The 20766-nt window shown below is 66.8% G+C and carries 18 protein-coding genes; 13 read left to right on the forward strand and 5 right to left on the reverse strand.

The window, feature by feature from the left end:
• Nucleotides 1-116: 116 nt before the first annotated feature.
• The 7 genes from ACFXHA_RS09830 (at nt 117) to ACFXHA_RS09860 (ending at nt 7187) form a co-directional block, all read left to right on the forward strand.
• Nucleotides 117-1586, forward strand: coding sequence for an aldehyde dehydrogenase (locus tag ACFXHA_RS09830; protein WP_379354823.1), 1470 nt, complete (start codon nt 117-119; stop codon nt 1584-1586).
• Nucleotides 1587-1597: 11 nt separating this feature from the next.
• A complete protein-coding gene (locus tag ACFXHA_RS09835) occupies nt 1598-2350 on the forward strand; it encodes an SDR family oxidoreductase (RefSeq protein WP_379354825.1) in 753 nt (250 codons plus the stop codon).
• Between the two features lie 35 nt (nt 2351-2385).
• Nucleotides 2386-3213: an NAD(P)-dependent oxidoreductase gene (locus tag ACFXHA_RS09840; RefSeq protein WP_379355055.1), complete on the forward strand. Its 828-nt coding sequence runs from the start codon at nt 2386-2388 to the stop codon at nt 3211-3213.
• Complete coding sequence (locus ACFXHA_RS09845) at nt 3210-3584, forward strand: carboxymuconolactone decarboxylase family protein (RefSeq protein WP_379354827.1); 375 nt, start codon at nt 3210-3212, stop codon at nt 3582-3584. Before ACFXHA_RS09840 ends, ACFXHA_RS09845 begins: the two co-directional genes overlap by 4 nt.
• A 29-nt stretch (nt 3585-3613) precedes the next feature.
• On the forward strand, nt 3614-5086 hold the full coding sequence (locus tag ACFXHA_RS09850) for an FAD-dependent oxidoreductase (protein WP_379354829.1): 1473 nt from the start codon (nt 3614-3616) through the stop codon (nt 5084-5086).
• A 14-nt stretch (nt 5087-5100) separates the two neighbouring features.
• On the forward strand, nt 5101-5961 hold the full coding sequence (locus ACFXHA_RS09855) for an LLM class F420-dependent oxidoreductase (RefSeq protein WP_379354831.1): 861 nt from the start codon (nt 5101-5103) through the stop codon (nt 5959-5961).
• An 86-nt stretch (nt 5962-6047) separates the two neighbouring features.
• Entirely contained in the window at nt 6048-7187 is a 1140-nt protein-coding gene (locus ACFXHA_RS09860; protein WP_379354833.1) for a hypothetical protein, read from the forward strand.
• Between the two features lie 208 nt (nt 7188-7395).
• Here ACFXHA_RS09860 and ACFXHA_RS09865 read toward each other — a convergent pair whose 3' ends face one another.
• Nucleotides 7396-9096 carry a DUF222 domain-containing protein gene (locus ACFXHA_RS09865; RefSeq protein WP_379354835.1) on the reverse strand — a complete coding sequence of 567 codons (1701 nt, stop codon included), beginning with the start codon at nt 9094-9096 and terminating at the stop codon, nt 7396-7398.
• Between the two features lie 110 nt (nt 9097-9206).
• On the opposite strand from ACFXHA_RS09865, the gene ACFXHA_RS09870 reads away from it, so the two are divergent.
• Entirely contained in the window at nt 9207-10292 is a 1086-nt protein-coding gene (locus ACFXHA_RS09870; protein ID WP_379354837.1) for a hypothetical protein, read from the forward strand.
• A gap of 8 nt (nt 10293-10300) precedes the next feature.
• On the opposite strand, the gene ACFXHA_RS09875 is transcribed toward ACFXHA_RS09870, so the two are convergent.
• Entirely contained in the window at nt 10301-10717 is a 417-nt protein-coding gene (locus tag ACFXHA_RS09875) for a hypothetical protein (RefSeq protein ID WP_379354839.1), read from the reverse strand.
• Nucleotides 10718-10836: 119 nt separating this feature from the next.
• Here ACFXHA_RS09875 and ACFXHA_RS09880 point away from each other — a divergent pair, with 119 nt between their 5' ends.
• Both ACFXHA_RS09880 and ACFXHA_RS09885 read left to right on the forward strand, forming a co-directional pair.
• Entirely contained in the window at nt 10837-11400 is a 564-nt protein-coding gene (locus ACFXHA_RS09880; protein WP_379355057.1) for a TetR/AcrR family transcriptional regulator, read from the forward strand.
• Nucleotides 11401-11438: 38 nt separating this feature from the next.
• On the forward strand, nt 11439-12800 hold the full coding sequence (locus ACFXHA_RS09885; RefSeq protein WP_379354841.1) for a cytochrome P450: 1362 nt from the start codon (nt 11439-11441) through the stop codon (nt 12798-12800).
• Here the strand turns inward: ACFXHA_RS09885 and ACFXHA_RS09890 are convergent, their stop codons facing one another.
• A complete protein-coding gene (locus tag ACFXHA_RS09890) occupies nt 12801-13265 on the reverse strand; it encodes a glutathione peroxidase (protein ID WP_379355059.1) in 465 nt (154 codons plus the stop codon).
• Between the two features lie 62 nt (nt 13266-13327).
• Entirely contained in the window at nt 13328-14560 is a 1233-nt protein-coding gene (locus ACFXHA_RS09895) for a cytochrome P450 (RefSeq protein WP_379354844.1), read from the reverse strand.
• A gap of 195 nt (nt 14561-14755) precedes the next feature.
• On the opposite strand from ACFXHA_RS09895, the gene ACFXHA_RS09900 reads away from it, so the two are divergent.
• A complete protein-coding gene (locus ACFXHA_RS09900; RefSeq protein WP_379354846.1) occupies nt 14756-16381 on the forward strand; it encodes a GMC family oxidoreductase in 1626 nt (541 codons plus the stop codon).
• A 158-nt stretch (nt 16382-16539) separates the two neighbouring features.
• Nucleotides 16540-17532 carry a TIGR03617 family F420-dependent LLM class oxidoreductase gene (locus ACFXHA_RS09905; RefSeq protein ID WP_379355061.1) on the forward strand — a complete coding sequence of 331 codons (993 nt, stop codon included), beginning with the start codon at nt 16540-16542 and terminating at the stop codon, nt 17530-17532.
• Here ACFXHA_RS09905 and ACFXHA_RS09910 read toward each other — a convergent pair.
• Nucleotides 17529-19124: a PKD domain-containing protein gene (locus ACFXHA_RS09910; protein WP_379354848.1), complete on the reverse strand. Its 1596-nt coding sequence runs from the start codon at nt 19122-19124 to the stop codon at nt 17529-17531. The genes ACFXHA_RS09905 and ACFXHA_RS09910 overlap by 4 nt on opposite strands.
• Before the next feature lie 128 nt (nt 19125-19252).
• Between ACFXHA_RS09910 and ACFXHA_RS09915 the strand changes: the two genes are divergently transcribed.
• On the forward strand, nt 19253-20407 hold the full coding sequence (locus ACFXHA_RS09915; protein WP_379354850.1) for a nitrate/nitrite transporter: 1155 nt from the start codon (nt 19253-19255) through the stop codon (nt 20405-20407).
• Nucleotides 20408-20766 lie beyond the last annotated feature (359 nt).

Consider the following 20766-nt stretch of genomic DNA (forward strand, 5'->3'; position numbering starts at 1 on the left):
ACGGAATCCCGAAACCGAGCGCGGACGCGGTGTCCAGAACTGAAACATGTTCTTGCGCGTATCCGAGCTACGTACATATAGTCCGTACACGTGTCCGGACAGCATGGGAGCTACCTATGAGCCCGAGCGATCTCGTACCCGAGACCGGTTCGCGGTTGCTGATCGACGGCAAGCTGACGCCGGGCGGCGGCGGCGTGTTCAGCACGTCGAATCCGGCTACCGGGCAACCCTTAGGCCTGGCCGCCAATGCCGACGCGGCCGACATGGACGCGGCGATAGCCGCGGCCCGGCAATCCTTCGACACCACCGACTGGTCGCGTGATCCGAAGGTCCGCGCCAAAGGTCTCCGCCAACTCCGCGATGCCCTGCAGGACAACATCGAGGCCCTCCGCGAAATCACCATCGCCGAGGCCGGCGCACCCCGCATGCTGACCAGCGGCCCCCAACTCGAGGGCCCGGTCGCCGACCTCGCCTACTTCGCCGACCTCGCCGAAACCTATGCCTGGGAAACCGATCTCGGCATCGCCTCCCCCATGGGCATCAAAAGCTCCCGCACCCTGCGCCGCGAACCCATCGGCGTGGTCGGAGCCATCACCCCCTGGAACTTCCCGCACCAGATCAACTTCGCCAAGCTCGGCCCGGCCCTGGCCGCCGGCAACACCGTCGTCCTCAAACCCGCCCCCGACACCCCCTGGTGCGCGGCCGCGGTGGGCCGGATCATCGCCGAGCACACCGATATTCCCGCCGGTGTCGTCAATATCGTCACCTCCGACGATCACGGACTGGGCGCGCAACTGGTCGCCGACCCACGCGTGGACATGATCTCCTTCACCGGCTCCACCGCCACCGGCAAGGCCGTGATGACCACGGCGGCAGCGTCTTTGAAGAAGGTCTTCCTGGAACTCGGCGGCAAGTCGGCGTTCATCGTGCTCGACGACGCGGACATCGCGGCGGCGGCGAGCTACGCGGCCTTCGGCGTCTGCGTGCACGCGGGCCAGGGCTGCGCGATCAGCACCCGGCTCCTGGTTCCCAGAGCACACCACGATCAGGCGGTCGAAGCAGCGGCGCGCACCCTGGCGAACATCAAGCCGGGCAACCCCGCCAAGCCCGGAACCGTCTGCGGCCCCGTCATTTCCGAACGCCAACTGGCCCGCATCGAACGCTATCTGGAACTCGCCCGCACCGAGGGCGGCACCATCGTCACCGGCGGCAACCGCCCCGAAACCGCCGGCTGGTTCATCGAACCGACCCTGATCACCGGCCTGCCGAACTCTTCCCGGGTAGCCCAGGAAGAAATCTTCGGCCCGGTCCTCACCGTCATCCCGTTCGACGGTGACGCGGACGCCGTCCGCATCGCCAACGACTCCCCCTACGGCCTGTCCGGCTCGGTCTGGGGCCGCGATCCCGAGCGCCTGCGCGCGGTGACCAATGGCGTCCGCACCGGCACGCTCAGCGTGAACGGCGGCATCTGGTATTCGGCCGACGCGCCCTTCGGCGGCTACAAGCAGTCCGGCATCGGACGGGAAATGGGCGTCCTCGGCTTCGAGGAATACACCGAGACCAAACTCATCGCGACCGGCTGCTGAGGAGTACCGACATGAGCCGTTTCACCGACAGGTCGATCATCGTGACGGGAGCCGCCCGCGGCATCGGCGCGGCGTACGCGCGCGCACTCGCCGCCGAAGGCGCGAAAGTCGTTGTCGCCGACCTGAACACCGAACTGGGCGAGGCCACCGCCAAGGAGATCACCACGAACGGTGGCACCGCCGTCTTCGCGCAACTCGACGTCGCCGACCCCGAATCCGCCAAGGCCGTAGCCGATTTCACCGTCGCCGAGTTCGGCGGCATCAACCACCTGGTCAACAATGCCGCCATCTACGGCGATATGAAGCTCGACATCCTGCTCACCGTGCCGTGGGACTACTACAAGAAGTTCATGGCCGTGAATCTGGACGGCGCACTGAACATGACCCGCGCGGTCTACAAGCACCTCGCCAAGGCGGGCGGCGGCTCGATCGTCAACCAATCCTCCACCGCCGCCTGGACCTACTCCGGCTTCTACGGGCTGGCCAAGGCCGGAATCAACAGCCTGACCCAGCAGTTGGCGCACGAGCTGGGCCACTCCAAGATCCGCGTCAACGCCATCGCGCCCGGCCCGACCGATACCGAGGCGACCCGCAGCATCGTGCCGGAGCAGTTCGTCGATCAGCTGGTCAAGCAGATGGCGTTGAAGCGGCTCGGCACCACCGAAGACATGGTCGGGGCCTGCCTGTACCTGCTGTCCGACGATGCCGCCTGGGTGACCGGGCAGGTCCTGAATGTCGATGGCGGGCAGGTGTTCCGGCCGTGAGCGACTTCCCGATCGGTTTCATCGGCCTCGGCAATATGGGCGCGCCGATGGCTCAACGACTGACCGACTGGCCGGGCGGGCTGGTGGTGTGCGATATGCGCCCGGACGCAGTGCAACCGTTCACCGACGCCGGAGCGCAAGCAGCCGAAAACCCCTCCGTACTCGCCGAATCCTGCCGCGTCATCTCGATCGTGGTCCTCGACGACGATCAGGTCCGCACCGTGGTCACCGACCTGTTGCAAACCGCGAAACCCGGCACCGTGGTGGCCGTGCACTCCACGATCAGCGACCGCACCGCCGTCGAGTTGGCCGCCGAATGTGCCTCGCACGGGATCGAATTCGTCGATGCCCCGATCAGCGGCGGCGCTCCCGCCGCCCAGCGCGGCGCCCTGGCCGTCATGGTCGGCGGCAGCGCGACCGCCTTCGAAACCGTCCGAGAACCGTTCTCCCGCTTCGGTTCCCTCGTCATCCACGCCGGTGACGTCGGCGCGGGCACCCGCATGAAGCTGGCCCGCAACCTGCTGCATTTCGTCGCCTTCACCGCGGCCGCCGAAGCCCAGCGCCTCGCCGAGGCCGCCGGACTCGACATCGCCGCCCTCGGCAAGGTGGTCCGCCACTCCGACTCGCACACCGGCGGTCCCGGCGCGATCATGCTGCGCAAGACCACCGCCCCCGTCGAGCCCGACGATTTCTGGTTCCCCATCCTCGGCCACGTCCGCGATCTCGGCGAGAAGGACCTGTCCCTGGCCCTGGATCTCGCCACCCGGCTGGATGTGAATCTGCCGCTGGCACAACACGCATTGCACGACCTGGGTGACGGACTCGGCGTAGGTCCCGGCCCGATCGCAAAGGAGCAGTTATGACCGAGCAGCAGCCCTCCGAGGTCCGGCAGGCGGGCCTGAAGAAGATGTCGGAGGTCTACGGTTTCGACCTCCCGAACCTGGAAGGCGACCCGTTCTTCGAGGTCACCGTCGACCACCTGTTCGCCGATATCTGGAATCGCCCCGGCCTGTCCCTGCGCGACCGCCGCCTGTTGCTGCTCGGAGCCATTACCGCGCAAGGACATGCGGAGATCGCCGAGATCCAGGTCGGCGCGGCCCTGCGCAACGGCGAACTCGACGCGGACCAATTGCGCGAGATCGCGGTGTTCCTGGCCCACTACGTGGGCTGGCCCGCCGCCACCAAGCTGGACGGCGCGATTCGCAAGACGCTGGCCAAGGACAAGAAGAAGTAATCCCTACCCGCAGTAAGGAATTCACAGACATGGCGGAAACCGCAACCGTCCGGCCGTTACAGGCCAGCGACGTCGAAACCTGGGACCACGAGGCCGATGTGGTGGTCGTGGGCTTCGGTATAGCCGGGGTGTGCGCGGCCATCGAGGCCGCACATTCGGGTGCCGACGTCCTGGTCCTGGAACGCACCGGCGGCTGGGGCGGCGCGGCCGCCATGTCCGGCGGCTTCATCTACCTCGGTGGCGGCACGGCGTTGCAGCAGAAGCTCGGCTTCGAGGACACCGTCGAGAACATGGAGAAATTCCTCACCGCGGCCCTGGGCCCCGGCGTGGACAAGGCCAAGATCCACGACTACTGCCAGGGCAGCGTCGACCACTTCGATTGGCTTGTCGCCCACGGTGTCCCGTTCAAGGAGGAGTTCTGGGGTGAGCCCGGCTACGAGCCGCCCGGCGACCAGGGCCTGATGTACTCCGGCGGCGAAAACGCCGCACCCTTCAAGGATCTCGTCCCGCCGGCCCCCCGCGGCCACCTCGCCTGGACCAAGGACAAGAAACTGGGCGAGAAGGGCGGCGGCTACATGCTGATGGAGCCCCTCGCCCAGCGGGCCGAAGAACTCGGCGTCCGCCACGAATACGACGTCCGCCTGCGCCGCCTCATCGTCGACGAAACCGGCCGCGTCGTAGGCGTTTCCGCCACCCGCTACGGCAAACCCGTCAACGTCCGCGCCACCCGCGGCGTGGTCCTGGCCACCGGCAGCTTCGCCTACAACCACGCCATGGTGGAGCAGTACGCCCCCAAGATCCTCGGCCGCCCCACCGCCACCGTCGAAGAACACGACGGCATCGGCATCCAGGTGGCGCAAGCCCTGGGCGCGGATCTGGCGCACATGGACGCCACCGAGGTCGCCCTGGTGGCCGACCCGCAACTGGTCGCCCGCGGCATCCTGGTGAACGGCCGCGGCCAGCGCTTCATCACCGAGGACACCTACGCGGGCCGCATGGGCCAGGCGGTCCTGCAGAATCAGGACAACCAGGCGTATCTGGTGATCGACGAGATCGCGCTGGAGGAGGCCATGGAAAGCCAGTCCTCCCTGTCGTTCCTGCGCATCGCACCCACCTGGGTGGCCGAGACCGTCGCGGAGCTGGAGAGCGAAATGGGCCTGCCGGAGAACACCCTGCAGTCCACCATCGACCTCTACAACCACCACGCCGAACAGGGCTCGGACCCCTTCCTGAACAAGAAGCCCGAGTGGGTCAAACCGATCCGCACTCCCCTGGGCGCCTACGACCTGCGCGGCTACACCGGCGGTTTCACCCTCGGCGGCCTGCGCACCGACCTGGACTCCCGGGTCCTGCACGTCTCCGGCGACCCCATCCCCGGCCTGTACGCGGCGGGCCGCGTCACCTCCGGCATCTGCGCGGGCGGCTACGCCTCCGGTTGCTCCCTCGGCGACGGCAGCTTCTACGGTCGCCGCGCCGGCATCTCCGCCGCCAAGCAGCTCTGAAAGGACCCTCCCCCATGCGTTTCGGCATCGTCCTGTTCACCAGCGACCGCGGCATCACCCCCGCGACCGCCGCCAAAGCCGCCGAAGATCGAGGATTCGACTCCTTCTTCGTCCCCGAACACACCCACATCCCGATCAAACGCGAGGCCAACCACCCCGGCACCGGCACCGCCGACCTCCCCGACGACCGCTACCTGCGCACCCTCGACCCCTGGGTCGCCCTGGGCACCGCCGCCGCCGTCACCAGCCGCATCGAACTGTCCACAGCCGTAGCGCTTCCCACCGAAAGCGACTGCATCACCCTCGCCAAGACGATCGCCACCCTGGACCACCTCTCCGGCGGCCGCGTCACCCTGGGTGCCGGATTCGGCTGGAACACCGACGAATTGACCGACCACGGCGTCCCCGGCAACAAACGCCGCACAGTCCTGCGCGAATACATCGAAGCCATGCGCGCCCTCTGGACCCAGGAAGAAGCCTCCTACTCCGGCGATTTCGTCTCCTTCGGCCCCAGCTGGGCCTACCCCAAACCCACCCAATCCCACATCCCCCTCCTCATCGGCGCCGGCGGCACCGACAAAACCTTCAAATGGATCGCCCGCTCCGCCGACGGCTGGATCACCACCCCCACCGAATCCGACGTCTCCGCCTCCACTTCGCTGCTGATGAAGCACTGGGAAGAAGCAGGCCGCGAGGGCAAGCCCCGCGTAGTAGCCCTAGCCTTCAAACCCAACCCCGACCAACTCGCCTCCTGGGCCGAAGCAGGCGTCACCGACGTCCTCTACGGTCTCCCCGACAAGCCGGACGCAGAGGTCCTCGCTTACCTTGACCGCCTCTCCGACAAGCTGGTCCCCCTCGGCCTGACCAAGCCCTGATGTCCAGACCGTGGGCTGGAACACCCACCCCAGCCCACGAGACCGCTCGGTCTGCAAGAGCACACGCCTACCCCTAGGCTCACCGGGTGAGTGGAGTTGAAGACAGCCCGATGCAGTTTCCGGGCTGGGAGCAAGACCAGGTACCGCCAGGAGCATCGAGCGATGCCACCGCGACGGAATTCGGTCCGCTACCACCGGTTCCGCCGCTGGAACAGCCACACGCCGTCTTCACGGTGCAGTCCGACACCGCGAGCCGGATGGGAGCGGCACTGGCTGCCCGAATGCTACGCACCCCAACGTTCTGGATGTGGACCGTACTGCTGTGGGGTGGCATTGCCGGGGTTGTCACGCTTTTCATGGGTCGTCCCGGCGCGATCCTCGGCGGCGTACTCCTGGTCACGGCTCTGGTAACCCGGCCCTTGGATCAGGGCCGCCTGCGCCGGAAGTACACCGCACTCGCCGCAACGACCTCCGTGCCCGGCACGGTAACGGCCATCCGATTCGGACCGGACGCATTGGACGGCAGTGGTCAACGTGGCCGTACGAGGATGCACTACAACGAAATTCGATCCGTGTTCACGGATCGAAACGCAGTGGTGATGCGCTACCGGAGTGGCCTGCTCGCCTTTCCCCGAGAGCTGTTCCCGGACTGGAGTATCGAACTCATCACCCAGACACGCCAGGTCCGAGAACCGGCGAACGAAACAACGGTCCCCCCGCTGCCGCCGATCCCGACGATCACCAATCCGACTGCAACCTTCGTTTGCACGCCCGACACGGCCCGCAGAATGGCTCGCGCCTACACCCCCCACGCCTTGCGCCCGCTGTTGCGCACCGCCGCGATCCTCGCAGGCATGCCCCTGGGCATCGCACTGATAGCCCACAACCGATTGGGCCTCACGGTAGCCCTCGCCCTCCTAGCGGTAGTCGCGGGATTCCTTGCCCTGGTAGCCATCATCACCTCCCGGCAAACAAACCAGTCCTACGCCCACGCCGTGCCCCCCGGCCTCCCCATAACCGCCCGTTACGGCCCCGACGCCGTAGATTTTCAGCAAGCCGACGCCTGGACCCGCACCCCCTACTCAACAATCCGCTCAATCACCCTCCGCGGCCCCATCACCGTAGTAACCACCTCCCGCCCCACCGTCTGCCCACGAGAACTGATCCCAGCCCACGCCATCGCCCACATGTGCGCGATAAACCCACGAATCATCATCAAACGCTGATCAAAAGATCCTCGAGTCTCTGAAAGGTGATCCGTGCAGTCCGTGGGCCGGTAGGCGAGGCCACGTCTCCCAAGTCGCGTCAGCGAAAGTCCGGTAGGGCAGGCGACGCAACCACACTGCCCGGTACATGCCACCTCGACGCAATCCCGTTGCAGCACAACCACGCAAGTAGTCGTCCCCCCGAGTTACCTGGCCTCGAGCCGCCGAATCACATGTTGATCCGATCCCGACGCGAAGCGAGGGCGCGTCCCTGCTGACGACGTTGCTCCGGGGTGGTGTACACCTGCATCAGCTCGGTCATGATGTTGACCGCGACACCCGGATCGAAGATCGACCCGGTCGGCTCCGCGTCAGGGACCCCAGCGGCGGTGACCGGCGGCACGGCGATGGTCGGGAAGAGGTAGAGGCTGCCTTCGGGCTCGGTGGTGACCGATTCCCCAGTGGGCGTGCGCCATTCGACCACGCGCCCGGGGTGGTGACGGACTTCCCACCCGTTGGCATGGTTGTCGGCCAATGTCTTGAGCCGGTGGTGACGGCGGCAGCGCGCTCCAAGGTTGTCCTCGGTGGTGTGACCACCGGCTTGCGGGTTGGCGTGGTCGAAGCGGTCCTGGTGGTCGAGATCGCTGGCGGCGGCAGGGATGTGGCAGCCGGGCGCGCGGCAGATCCCGTCGATCGCGCGGGCTTGCCGGGCGGTGCGGGCACCGGGCCGGTAGCGCAATTCGGTGGCGCTGTCGGTGTTTTCGGCGTGACGGGTGGTGGCGGCCGCAGCGCTGGGGGCGGGGCGGCCGGTGGTGATGCTGGTGGCGGTGGCGGTAGTCGGGGTGGTGGCCGCAGCCGGGGCGGCGGAGCCGGTTTCCGCACCAGCGGCGGTCGCGATGGGCCCGACCGTAGCAAGGGCGGGGATCGCGGCCAACCCACCGATGGTGGCTGCGGTGGGGGCAGTCGTGGCGGCGGAGCCGGTTTCCGCAATACCGGCAGCAGCCTCGGTGGGGGTGGTGATGCCGGTGGCGGTGATGATTTCGAAGCGGGCGTGGCGGGCGATCTGGCGGGCCAGGTCGGGGTCGATGGCACCGAGGCCTGAGAGGAGGGCCGGGTTGTCTTGCAGGCCGGCCAGGGTTTCGGCGGAGACGCCCACTTGCACAAGGGCTTTGCGGGCGACCGGGGCTTCGCCGGTGAGGGCGCGCGGGCAGTCCGGCTGGCAGCACTGGCAGACCAGGCGGCCTGTGCCGTCCGCGAGAGATACGAGGGCGTCGGCGCGGCGCTGGGCGACGGTGCGCGGGTCTTTACGGCAGCACTGACTGGACGCCATCTCGCGCAGGCGCTCGTACAACGCCTGGCCACCGGCCGCAGGCAGGACCCCGTCCAACAGAGCGGTGCCGTCGTCGTGGGCGGTGATCGACACATAGCGGTCGGCTTCGGCGGCCTTGCGGCGGGCAGCTTGACCGGCCGGGTCTGCCTCCAGGAGACGGCGGCGGGCGGTGCGGCGAATGCGTTGCGGGTCAGCCTTTTCCGCGTAGGCGGCGAGGGCGGGCTCCAGCTCGGTGAGCAGTTCGTCGGAGGCGTTGGAGAGCGACTTGCTGATCGCGCGGGCCTGCGCAAGGTCGATGCGGCCGGCGGCGAAGGCCTCGCGGGTGGCCGGGCAGCGGTTCTCCAGATCCAGGCCCAACCCGATGAGACCGTCTGCAGTCCCCTGCGAAACCTTCAGTGCGATACCGATTTCGGTGGCGGCATCTTCTCCCGCATTGAGGTTGCTGACGCCGAGATCGAGCTGCTGGGCGCGGCGCAGGTGGTAGAGCCCGGTCATCAACGCGGTCTCTTCGGCTTGCAGCACAGCTATTTCCGAGTGCACGCCACGGAGACGCGCCACCAACTCGTTGGCGGCGGCGATCTCATCTGCGATATCACTCATACAATCGATCATACTTTCGAACAATGCGACACGACAGCACGATACGAGGGACACGCTGCGAAACATTCTGGCAAATATAGGAATTGGCGACCACGAGTTACGCTCACCGCATGGGTGGGGTTGATCAAGGTCCGTTGGCGTATCCGAGGTGGGATTTGCCACCGATCCCCGTGCTGGACGAGCCGCACGCGGTATTCGTGGCACAGGCGGACACTGCCGGGCGGATCGGCGACACGGTGGTCCGGCAGATGCTTCGGAGACCGCATGCGCGGGCGTATTTCGGCGGGCTCTGGGTCGCGGCAGCTGCCGTGCTGCTCGCGTTCAACGGGATCACAGGTGCCGTGCAAGCCGTGTTCGTCATCGGCATCTCACCGGTGGCGATACTGGCCGTGAGGCGGCAGCGCGTGCGGAGTTTCACCGCAAACGCCGCGAATTTCAGCGGACCCGGGATGACCCTGGCCGCGAAATTCGGTCCCGATGCAATGGATATCGTGAGCGCGCAGGGCTACAGCAGATTTCGGTACGCCGATCTTCGCGCGTTCTTCGCCGACCGGCCCGATGTGGTCATCCTGCACCACGGCCCGATACTGACCGGATATCCACGAGAACTCTTCCCGGACTGGGCGATCGAACTGATCCGCGCCGGAATGCGAGGAGAGAGCCCGGTCGGGTCACACCGCCTGCCCGCACTGTCCGAGCTCCCAGGAACACCGCAGCCGTCGGCCGTTTTCGTCGCGACCGCGGACACGGCCCCGCAGATGGCCGAGACATACACACGGGCGATCCTGCGGACCGGCACGATCGCGATGGCCATCGTCGTCGGAGCCGTCCTGCTGGTCGGCGCGATCATGCTCAGCCCACTGCTTCTCGTCATCGGCGCCGTCCTGGCCGCGATCTTCGGCAGCCTGCTGCTGGTCACCGCCACAGCGGGCAAACGGCGACTGCAAGCCAGTTTCGTCCTGGCCATGCCACCCGGCCAACTCCTGGCGACACAATTCGGTGCGCAGGCGTTCGATATCCACACCGCGACCGGCTTTGTCCGGCACCGATATTCGGCGGTCCGTTCGCTGCGGTTCCACGGCCCCGCCGTGATGCTGTCGGCCGGTCTTCTCATGCCGTACCCGCGAGAGCTGTTCCCCGCCGACATGATTGCCGCCATTCCCACGGCTGCCGCGCGGACGAGCCCCGGTCGCTGAGGGTTTCGTCAGCCGCAGGCGGCGGTGCGCTGGAGGATCTGGAGCCGCCCGGTGGTGCCGAGGTCGCGGAATTTCCCACCGGCGACCGCACGCCGGTACAGGTGGTCGGTGTTGCGGAGGGCCAAGAGGCCACCGCCTGCGATCCAGTGGACCCAGTCGTCGTAGGCACGGTCGGCGGCCACGTCGGAGTCCGGGTGGACGATCAGGAGGAGCCGTAATGGAGTGCGCCAGTCGCGCACCATGTTTTCGTCGATGGCCGAGGTTTCGTCCGGGCGGCTCGTAATTTCCAGGATCGCGCCCTTGCCCACATATGCGCGGAGGGATTCGGCCAGGGCCCGGCTCTCGTCCGCCGGCAGCGTCGCGGAAATTTGCTCGATGAGTGCCGGTAATTCGCGGCGCACGGCCGTAAGCGCGGGGGGAGTCATTCGAAAGCCTTTCTCCTGCGCACTCATTCATACGGTTCACGCATACCGCGAGTTGCTAGACGTGCCCGGCCATAGTAGCATCCGGACACGTGTCTGATCCCCTTTCCGACCGCTCAGCGGTGAGCATGGAGGCCACTCGGCGGCGGCTCACGCAGAAGCAGGCCGATACCGTGGACCGGTTGACGCAGGCGGCCATGGATGTGCTGGCACGCGAGGGTTTCGCGGGCCTGACCGTCCGGATGGTGGCCGCGCAGGCCGGGGTGGGTACGGCTACCGCATACACCTATTTCTCCTCCAAGGAACACCTGGTCGCGGAGATGTTCTGGCGGCGACTGGCCGCTACGGACGCACCCGCCGGGGACGAGCCCGAGTCCACCGCACGTGTGCTCGCGGTGCTGCGACAGATCGCGTTGCTGATGGCGGATGAGCCCACCCTGGCCGGTGCGGTGACCTCCGCACTGCTGGGCACCGATCCGGATGTGGCACACCTGCGCCTGCGCATCGGCGGCGAGATCCGGCGGCGATTGATCGACGCGCTCGGCCCCGACGCCGACCCGGAACTCGTGGAGACCCTGGAAATGATCTACGCGGGCGCACTGGTGCGCGCGGGCATGGGTTACGCCTCGTATGCCGAAATTGCCGACCGCATGGAGAAATCCGCACTGCGCGTGCTGAAAAGCTGACAGTCTGAAAAGCCAGGCGTCTATCCGGGAGGTCGCAGATGCCCCTGGTACAACCGCGCGCGGTATCCGGTGGCGAGCACGAGTACGGCCACCTCGAGGAATTCCGCACCGACCCCATCGCCCTGATGACCCGGGTCCGCCGCGAATGCGGTGACATCGGCTCGTTCCGGCTGGCCGATCGCGACGTCATCCTGCTGACCGGTGCGCAGGCCAACGAATTCTTCTTCCGCGCCGGCGATGACGAGCTGGATCAGGCCGCCGCCTACCCGTTCATGAAGCCCATCTTCGGCGAGGGCGTGGTCTTCGACGCCCCGCCCGAACGCCGCAAGGAGATGCTGCACAACACCGCGCTGCGCGCGGAGCAGATGCGCGGCCACGCCACCACCATCGCGCGTGAGGTGGATCGCATGGTGGCCCGCTGGGGTGACGCGGGCGAGATCGACCTGCTCGAATTCTTCGCGGAACTCACCATTTACACGTCCTCGGCGTGCCTGATCGGCACCAAGTTCCGCGAGGAGCTCGACGGCCGCTTCGCGCACCTCTATCACGAGCTGGAGCGCGGTACCGACGCCTACTGCTACGTCGACCCCTACGCGCCCATCGAAAGTTTCCGCCGCCGCGACGAGGCACGCTGGCAACTGGTCAAGCTGGTCCGCCACATCATGGCCGGACGGCTCGCGAATCCCGCTACGGGTAAAGACGATCGGGACATGGTGGATGTGCTGCTGTCGGTCCCCGACGAGCAGGGCAATCTCCGCTTCTCGGCCAGCGAGATCACCGGCATCTTCATCTCGATGATGTTCGCCGGTCACCACACCACGTCCGGCACCGCCGCCTGGACGATCATCGAGCTGCTACGACACCCGGCAATCCTGAACACCGTTGTCGCCGAACTTGATTCGCTCTACTCCGACGGCTCCGACGTGAGTTATCACGCGCTGCGCCGAATTCCGAACCTGGAAGCGGTGCTCAAAGAGGTCCTGCGCCTGCATCCGCCGCTGATCATTCTCATGCGGGTGGCCCGCGAGGAGTTCGAGGTGTGCGGTCACCGCATCGCAACCGGCGACTTGGTGGCGACGAGTCCCGCTGTCTCCAACCGGATTCCGGAATCCTTCCCGGATCCCGAGCGCTTCGACCCAGCCCGCTACCTGGACCCGAATCAGCAGGATCTGGCCAACCGCTGGACCTGGATCCCCTTCGGCGCGGGCCGCCACCGCTGCGTGGGCGCGGCCTTCGCGCTCATGCAGCTACAGGCGATCTTCTCGATCCTGTTGCGGGACTGGGAATTCGAACTGGCCCAGCCCGCCGACAGCTACCGCAACGACCACTCCAAGATGGTCGTGCAGCTGCAGCAGCCGTGCGCGGTGCGATACCGACGCCGCGCACGGCCGGAAAGCTGATTAGAGCGCAGCCTCGATGGCACCGGTCACGGCCGGATCCTTGGGCTCGGTCCGCGGACGGAAGCGGCCGAGGATCGCCCCGTCGCGTCCGACCAGGAACTTCTCGAAGTTCCACTGGACGTCCCCGGCCTCACCGGTGGCATCGGCGGTGGCGGTCAGCTCGGTGTACAGCGGGATCCGCCCCTCACCGTTGACGTCACTCTTCTCCAGCAGCGGGAAGTCGACACCGTAAGTGGTCGAGCAGAATTCGGCGATCTCCTCGGCGGTGCCGGGCTCCTGGCCCATGAACTGGTTGCTCGGCACGCCGACGACGGTGAACCCCTGCGGCCCGTAGGTCTGCTGCAGTTCGACCAGGCCCGAGTACTGCGGGGTCAGCCCGCACTTGGAGGCGACATTGACCAGCAGCACGACCTTGTCGCCGGCCAGTTCGGCCAGGGTGGTGGGCTTGTCGGACAACGTGCGCAGCGGAATCTCGCGAAGATTGGTCACAAGCACGAATATAGAACGGGTTCGGCGACCGCCGCGGTTCAGGAGTACCGCACCTGCCAGTGTTTGATGCCGTTGATCCACCCCGACCGCAGCCGCTGCGGCGGCGCGACCTCGGCGATATCCGGCATGGCGTCGGCGATGGCATTGAACATCAGGTCGATTTCCAGCCGGGCCAGGTTCGCGCCGACACAGAAGTGGTTTCCAGTGCCGCCGAACCCGACATGCGGATTGGGATCGCGCATGACGTCGAATTCGAAGGGGCGCTCGAAGACCTCGTCGTCGAAGTTGGCGGAGCTGTAGAACAACCCGACCCGCTGTCCCTCCAGGATCTTCTGCCCACCGAGTTCGGTATCGCGCACCGCGGTGCGCTGGAAGGCCGTGACCGGAGTCGCCCAGCGCACGATTTCGTCGGGCGCGGTGCGGGGCCGGTGCTGCTTGTACAACTCCCACTGATCCGGGTTGTCCACAAAGGCTTTCATGCCGTGCGCGATGGCATTGCGGGTGGTCTCGTTGCCCGCCACCGAGAGCAGGATGACGAAGAATCCGAACTCGTCCGAACCCAGCATCTCGCCGTCGACATCGGCGTTCACCAACTGGCTGACGATATCGTCGGCCGGACGGGCGCGACGCTGTTCGGCCATGTTGTAGGCGTAGCCGAGCAGCTCGGCATTGGCGGCCATATTGTTGCCCGCGAATTCCGGATCGTCGTAGTTCAGCAGCTGATTCGACCAGGTGAACAGCTTGTGCCGGTCATCCTGCGGTACCCCGAGCAGTTCGGCGATGGCCTGCAGCGGCAGTTCGCACGCCACCTGCTCGACGAAATCCCCACTGCCCGCCGCCTTGGCCTCACGGACGATTTTCCCGGCGCGTTCGGTGAGTGCGGCACGCAGACCTTCGATGGCGCGCGGGGTGAATCCCTTGGAGACGATCCGGCGAATCTTGGTGTGTTTCGGCGGATCCATATTCACCAGCAGCGCTTCGCGACCCAGTTCCAGTTGTTCGGGTTCGGAGTCGGCGGGCATGCGGATGATGGAGCCCTTGAGATTCGAGGACCAGAGTTCCGGTCGCCGCGAGATCTCCTTGACGTCCTCGTGCCGGGTGATCACCCAGTAACCGTCGTCGTCCATGGGTGCGGCTTGAGCGGGCGTCTGCGCGTTCCACCAGACCGGCGCGGTTCGCCGCAGCAGCGCGAACTCCTCCGCGGGACTATGGTCGGCCCAGAGCGCGGGATCGGTGAAATCGAAACCGGCCGGCAATGACGGAACAGACACTGTTCCTCCTCGGGCATGGTGCCACTATGATCACGAAATTGGAACGTGTTTCACAACGATTGAACCACGTAGACCTGCGGTGGGGCAGCGTTTCCAGCCAGTTGATCTCGCCACTGGACATTGCGTCCAGCGGATCGACAGACTAGAACTTGTTCTACAGTGATGCCAGGCACACTCGAAGATGAGGTAACTGATATGACCGCTTCCCCGGGCTCAGCGAACGAGGCCGACTACGTCGTCGTAGGCGCAGGTAGCGCCGGTGCGGTGCTGGCCGGTCGGCTCGCCCAGCGCGGCGCGAGCGTGATCCTGCTGGAGGCCGGGCGCAAGGACAACACCCAGCTGGTCACCCGCCCCGGCATGATCTCGATGGTCCACACGGTCCCCCAGCTCAAGAAGCTGGTGACCTGGAAGCAGTACTCGGTCCCGCAGAAGCACGCCAACAACCGCCTCATCCCGATGACGCGCGGCAAGGTGCTGGGCGGCTCGAGCTCCGTCAACGGCATGCTCTACGTGCGCGGCAACAAGGCCAACTTCGACTCGTGGGCGGCCGAGGGCAACACCGGCTGGAGCTACGACGAGATCCTGCCCGCCTACAAGCGACTCGAGAACTGGGTCGACGGCGCCGACGACTACCGCGCCACCGGCGGCCCGATCGAGGTGACGCGTCCGCGCGAGATCACCCCGATCGCCGAGGAATTCATGACCGCCGCGTCCGAGACCCTCGGCGCGCCGATCATCAAGGACTACAACGGCGCGTCGCAGGAAGGTCTGTCGATCTTCCAGCAGAGCGTGAAAGACGGCGTCCGCTACAGCTCTTCGCGCGGCTTCATCACCAATATGCCGAACTCGCACCTGACCGTGCTCACGCATGTGCAGGCCACCCGCGTGGTGATCGAGAACGGCCGCGCCATCGGCGTCGAGATCGCCGAGAAGAACGGGCAGCGTCGCATCGTGCGGGCGGCCAAGGAGGTCATCGTCTCCGGCGGTGTCATCGGCTCGCCGCAGCTGCTCATGCTCTCGGGCATCGGCCCGGCCGGACACCTGCGTGAGCTCGGCATCGACGTGGTCGCGGACCTGCCGGTCGGTCAGAACCTGCACGACCACCTGTTCGTGCCGATGACCTTCGTGTCCAAGAAGGCCATCCACCGCGGCATCCCCACCTACTTCGCGCGCGGCATCCTCAAGGAGATGCGCAATCCGGGCAGCTCCTTCATGGGCCGCACCGTCTTCGAGGCCGCCGGCTTCGTCAAGACCAAGTTCGCCACCGGCGACCACCCGGACATGCAGATCCACACCCTGCCGTGGAGCTACCCGACGCCCAACCAGGACGAGGACAAGCTGCACCTGGTGGACCGCCGCCCGGCGCTGACCGTGATGCCGTCGCTCATCTACCCGAAGAGCCGCGGCGAGATGAAGCTGGCCTCGGCCGACCCGTTCGCCTCGCCGCTCATCGATCCCGGCTACCTGACCGATCCGTGGGACACCGAGTTCCTGATCGAGGGCATCAAGATGATCCGGGAAGTCATGTCGCACAAGAGCATCGCGGGCGACATCACCGAGAACTTCTTCCCGGGCCAGGAATGGGCCGACGAGACCGCGCTGCGCCGCGAGCTGCCCAACCGCGTGCACTCGATCTACCACCCGGTCGGCACCTGCCGCATGGGTGTGGACGAGCGCGCGGTCGTCGACCCGACGCTGAAGGTCAACGGCATCGAGGGGCTGCGCGTCGCCGACGCCTCGATCATGCCGAGCATCACCGGCGGCAACACCAACGCGCCGAGCTACATGATCGGCGAGAAGGCAGCCGAACTGATCGGGTAGCCACAACTCTCGCGGCGGAGTGCTGCTACTTCCCTGGTAGCTCCGCCGCGCGGATCGGCGGCTCACGACCACCGCCGATTCGAGACAGCCCCGGGCCTGCTACCACTCGGCCCGGGGCTGTTGTCATTCCACGTCCCGCCCGAGGAGTCATCGTGTCCCTGCCCATCGATGTCTGGCTGAACGCGCCGTTGGCCGAATCCGCTGCTCGCGCAAGCGAATTACGCTCGGCCGGGGTGGACGGGGTGTTCACCTTCGAAGGTGCGCACGACGTGTTCCTGCCATTGAGCCTGGCCGCCACCGCCGGGGTCGACATCATGACCAATGTGGCCATGGCGTTCCCGCGCAGCCCCATGCATCTCGCGCATACCGCGTGGGATCTACAGGCGTTGTCGGGCGGGCGATTCCGGCTCGGGCTCGGAAGTCAGATCCGGCCGCATATCGAGCGGCGCTACGGCAGTACGTGGTCAGAGCCGGTGGAGCGGATGCGGGACACCGTGCTGGCGGTGCAGGCGATTCTTCGGGCCTGGCAGGAGCGGGAAAGGCTGGACTACCGGGGGCGGTTCTGGCAGCACACGTTGATGACACCGCAGTTCGATCCGGGACCGAATCCGTATGGGGCGCCACCGGTTCTGGTCGGGGCGCTCGGGCCGCGCATGACCGAGATGGTGGCGCAGGTCGCGGACGGGCTGCTGGTCATGCCGTTCAATACCGAGCGGCATTTCCGGGAGCGGACGCTGGCGGCGGTGGACAAGGGGCTGGCCGGATCGGAGCGGCCGTTCGAGATCATCGTGGAAGCGATTGTGGCCATGGGTGATTCACCCGAAGAAGTGGCGACCGCACGGCTGGCGGTGCGGAATCTGCTGGCGTTCTACGGTTCCACGCCCTCGTATCGGCCGGTGCTGGAGGTCGAGGGGTGGGTGGAGCTGCAGCCGGAACTCAATCTGCTGTCCAAGCAGGGGCGCTGGGCCGAGATGGCCGGGCTGATCGATGATTCGATGGTGGACGCGCTGACCGTCAGCGGGACACCCGCCGAATGCGCCGGACAGCTCCGAACCAGGTTCGGGGACAGCGCTTCTCGCGTCTGCTGCTACTTCCCCGGCTACCAGGTCGCCGATACCGCGATCGCCGACCTGGTAGCCGCGTTGCGCTAGCCGACCGTGATCGGCCGATCGAGTTCGAACAGGCTGCGGTGGCCGGTCATATCGGTCACCACCAGGCGCGGCAGTTGCGGTCCGCGACCGTAATAGGCATGGGAGGTCACGCTGTCGGTGGTGGTCTCGTGCGAGCCGTCACCGAAGTACCAGTCGTACTGGCGGATCGCCGCGCCCGCCGCGTTGGCGTCGAAGCCGACCGGGGTGCCCGCGTCCACCTTCGCCCGGGACGCGGTGAAGCCGGCGCCGAGCGGCTCACCGCCGCCGAACCATTCGGCCAGCCGCGGATTGAGCAGGAAGGCCTCGGCATACTTGCGCGCACCGTCGGAATCCGGCCGGCCCGCGGCCGGAACGGTCATGCACTGGGGCAGCTCACCGGGCTTGGGGCAGGCCAGCTGGCGCAGTGAGATCGCCTCGTCGCCGAGCGGATTCATGGCCGGACGACGATCCCCGGTCTGCACGGCGTCCTGGGTGAACAGGCCGTCGGCGGCGGCCGCGAAAACCTCGCCCGCGGCGGCATTGGCCTCGGTGACCGCCTGCCGGAACGTCTCTCCCGACAGCCGCACGAACTCCGACCAGCGCTGGGTCAGTCCCTGCGGCACCCGGCCCGCGTCGTAACCGTGGAAGTAGTCACCCAGCAGAACCTTCGGCGCGCCGGGCAGTTGGTGGGCGGCCTGCAGGGCCTCGCGCGCACCGCGTCCGCCGTAGCCGAGCTTGGCCCCGCTGAAGTAGGGGACGGTGGCGGCCGGATTCACCGATTCCGCACCCACGCCACCGCATTCGCGGCGCACCGCTGTCGCCAGGTCCTGGGTGCCGGGCGTGACGCCGACCGGAATGCCGAAGAAGGGGTCCAGATCGTTGAGGCAGCCGTCCATGACGACCAGATCCACCTGGTAGCCGTTCGCGGTGGCGTCGGCGGCGGCCTGTTCGAGCTGGCAGAAGACATCGAGGGTGGCGTCGTCGCCGGTCGGGCAATGCGGGTGCTGCGGCGGGGAATCGAGGGTGGCGCCGGAACTGGTGTAGTCGTGCAGTTGCGCCTTGCGGCCGATCCGGGTGCCGAGCGTCTCGGCGAACAGGTCGGCGAAGGTGCGATCCTTGTCCAGGTTCTGCCCCCACAGCACCGAGTCGCCGACGGAAACCACATGCAGCGGTTGACATTCCCGGTTCACCCGGAAGCTCCACGGCTTGCCGTAGCCGCTCACGTCACCACCGGGGACACGGGCGCGGGCGTCCACGCGTAGCAATCCGTCGGGGGGTAGCTCATCCCGGCGGATGTCGAAGCCGACGGTCATCACCTCGTTCTGCACCACGGTGATGCCGCTGCGAATCGGCTGACCGCCGCCCAGGATTCGCCATTCCACCTCGGCGTGCTCCGGGACGCCCGGTGGGAAGTAGACGGCGGTGGTGCCGTGTAGCGGGCCGTTGCAGGGCCCGTCGTGCGGAGTGCTGACGTCGAGTATGAGGGGAAGGTCGGACAGGGGGTCGGCCATCGCGGGGCCACCGGCCCCGGCAACGCTTCCGGCCAACGCGAGCACACCCGTCAATGTCGGCAGCAGCGCTGCACGGCTTTGCCGGGATCGCCACAACTTCACATGCTCCTCCTGGGAGTTCCGCAATCTGACAGCAGACATGGTGCGGACGGCGCGGCGCGACCTCGTGAGGCGCGCCGGAATGGCCCAATTTAGGCGCGTTCTACCTGCACATCTGCTAGACAAAGGGGATGAACGCGAGAAATCTGACACTCGCAACACTGGCCTTCGGCCTGACCTTCTGGGCCTGGAATCTCATAGGTCCGCTATCCAGCAGCTATACCAAGCAGCTGGGCCTGTCCCCCGGCCAGCAGTCCCTGCTGGTCGCCACCCCCGTGCTGGTCGGCTCGCTGGGCCGCATCCCGGCCGGTGTGCTCACCGACAAGTTCGGCGGGCGCCTCATGTTCACCGTCATCTGCTTCGTGTCGATCATTCCGACCCTGCTGGTGGGTTGGTCGAATTCCTTTGCGGCGCTGATCCTCTGGGGCTTCTTCCTGGGCATCCCCGGCACCTCCTTCGCGGTCGGCATCCCGTTCGTGAACTCCTGGTTCGAACCGGCCCGGCGCGGCTTCGCCACCGGCATGTTCGGCCTCGGCATGGGCGGCACGGCACTCTCGGCGCTGTTCACCCCGCGCCTGGTCGACCATCTCGGGCGGGCGCAGACCCACGTGCTGATGGCCGTCGCACTGGCGGTGCTGGGCGCGGTGATGTGGCTGTTCAGCCGCAACTCCCCCGACTGGAAGCCGGCCACCGAACCGGCGCTGCCGCGCATCCGGGACGCGTTGAAACTCAAGGCGACCTGGCAGGGATCGTTCCTGTACGCGGTCGCGTTCGGCGGGTTCGTGGCATTCTCGACCTACCTGCCGACGGTGTTGAAGAACGTCTACGAGTTCACCCAGTCCGACGCGGGACTGCGGACGGCGGGCTTCTCCATCGCGGGCGTGCTGGCGCGACCGCTGGGCGGCACGCTGTCGGACAAGATCGGACCGGCGCGGGTGCTGATGGTCTCCTTCGCGGGCACCGCGATCATGGCCGTGGTGCTGGCGTTCAAGCCCGGACCGGAACTGCCGGCCGGTACCGCGCTGGTACTGATGGCGTTCTTCCTCGGGCTCGGCACCGGTGGTGTGTTCGCGCTCATCGCGCGGCTGGTGGAACCGGCCCGGGTGGGCACGGTTACCGGACTGGTCGGTGCTGCAGGCGGATTGGGCGGGTACTTCCCGCCGCTGGTCATGGGACTGGTGTACAGCTCGCGGCACGACTACTCGCTCGGTTATGTATTGCTCGCGCTGACCGCGGCGGCGGCACTGCTCTACACGCTGAAAGTCGGCCGTGAGGTTCGCAATTGAGAGCTAACGCTCGACCTCATGCGCGAAAACGGCACCCTGCCAGGGATGTTCGCAACTACAAGATCTTGTTAAGGCCGTGCCAAGCGCGGCTGGGCATCGTTTGTGTCAACGCCGGAACGTACGGCGGAACCGACGAGCCACCATCCGGGGGTGGGGACGCTGGGGCCGACCCATCCACGAGGGGTGGTGGGTCGACCACAGCAAACCAACCAACCGGTACTCGATCCGGGAACATGGCCTACCGCGAAGGGGGTGGTAGGCCAGCGCGGACCCGCTGTTATCCACCCACGAGGGGTGGCGGATAACAGCGGGTTCTTCGCGTCCGAGGCTAACGATCAGCGATCTTGTTCGTCCGATTT

The sequence above is a fragment of the Nocardia sp. NPDC059240 genome (assembly GCF_042753865.1).
GTDB lineage: Bacteria > Actinomycetota > Actinomycetes > Mycobacteriales > Mycobacteriaceae > Nocardia.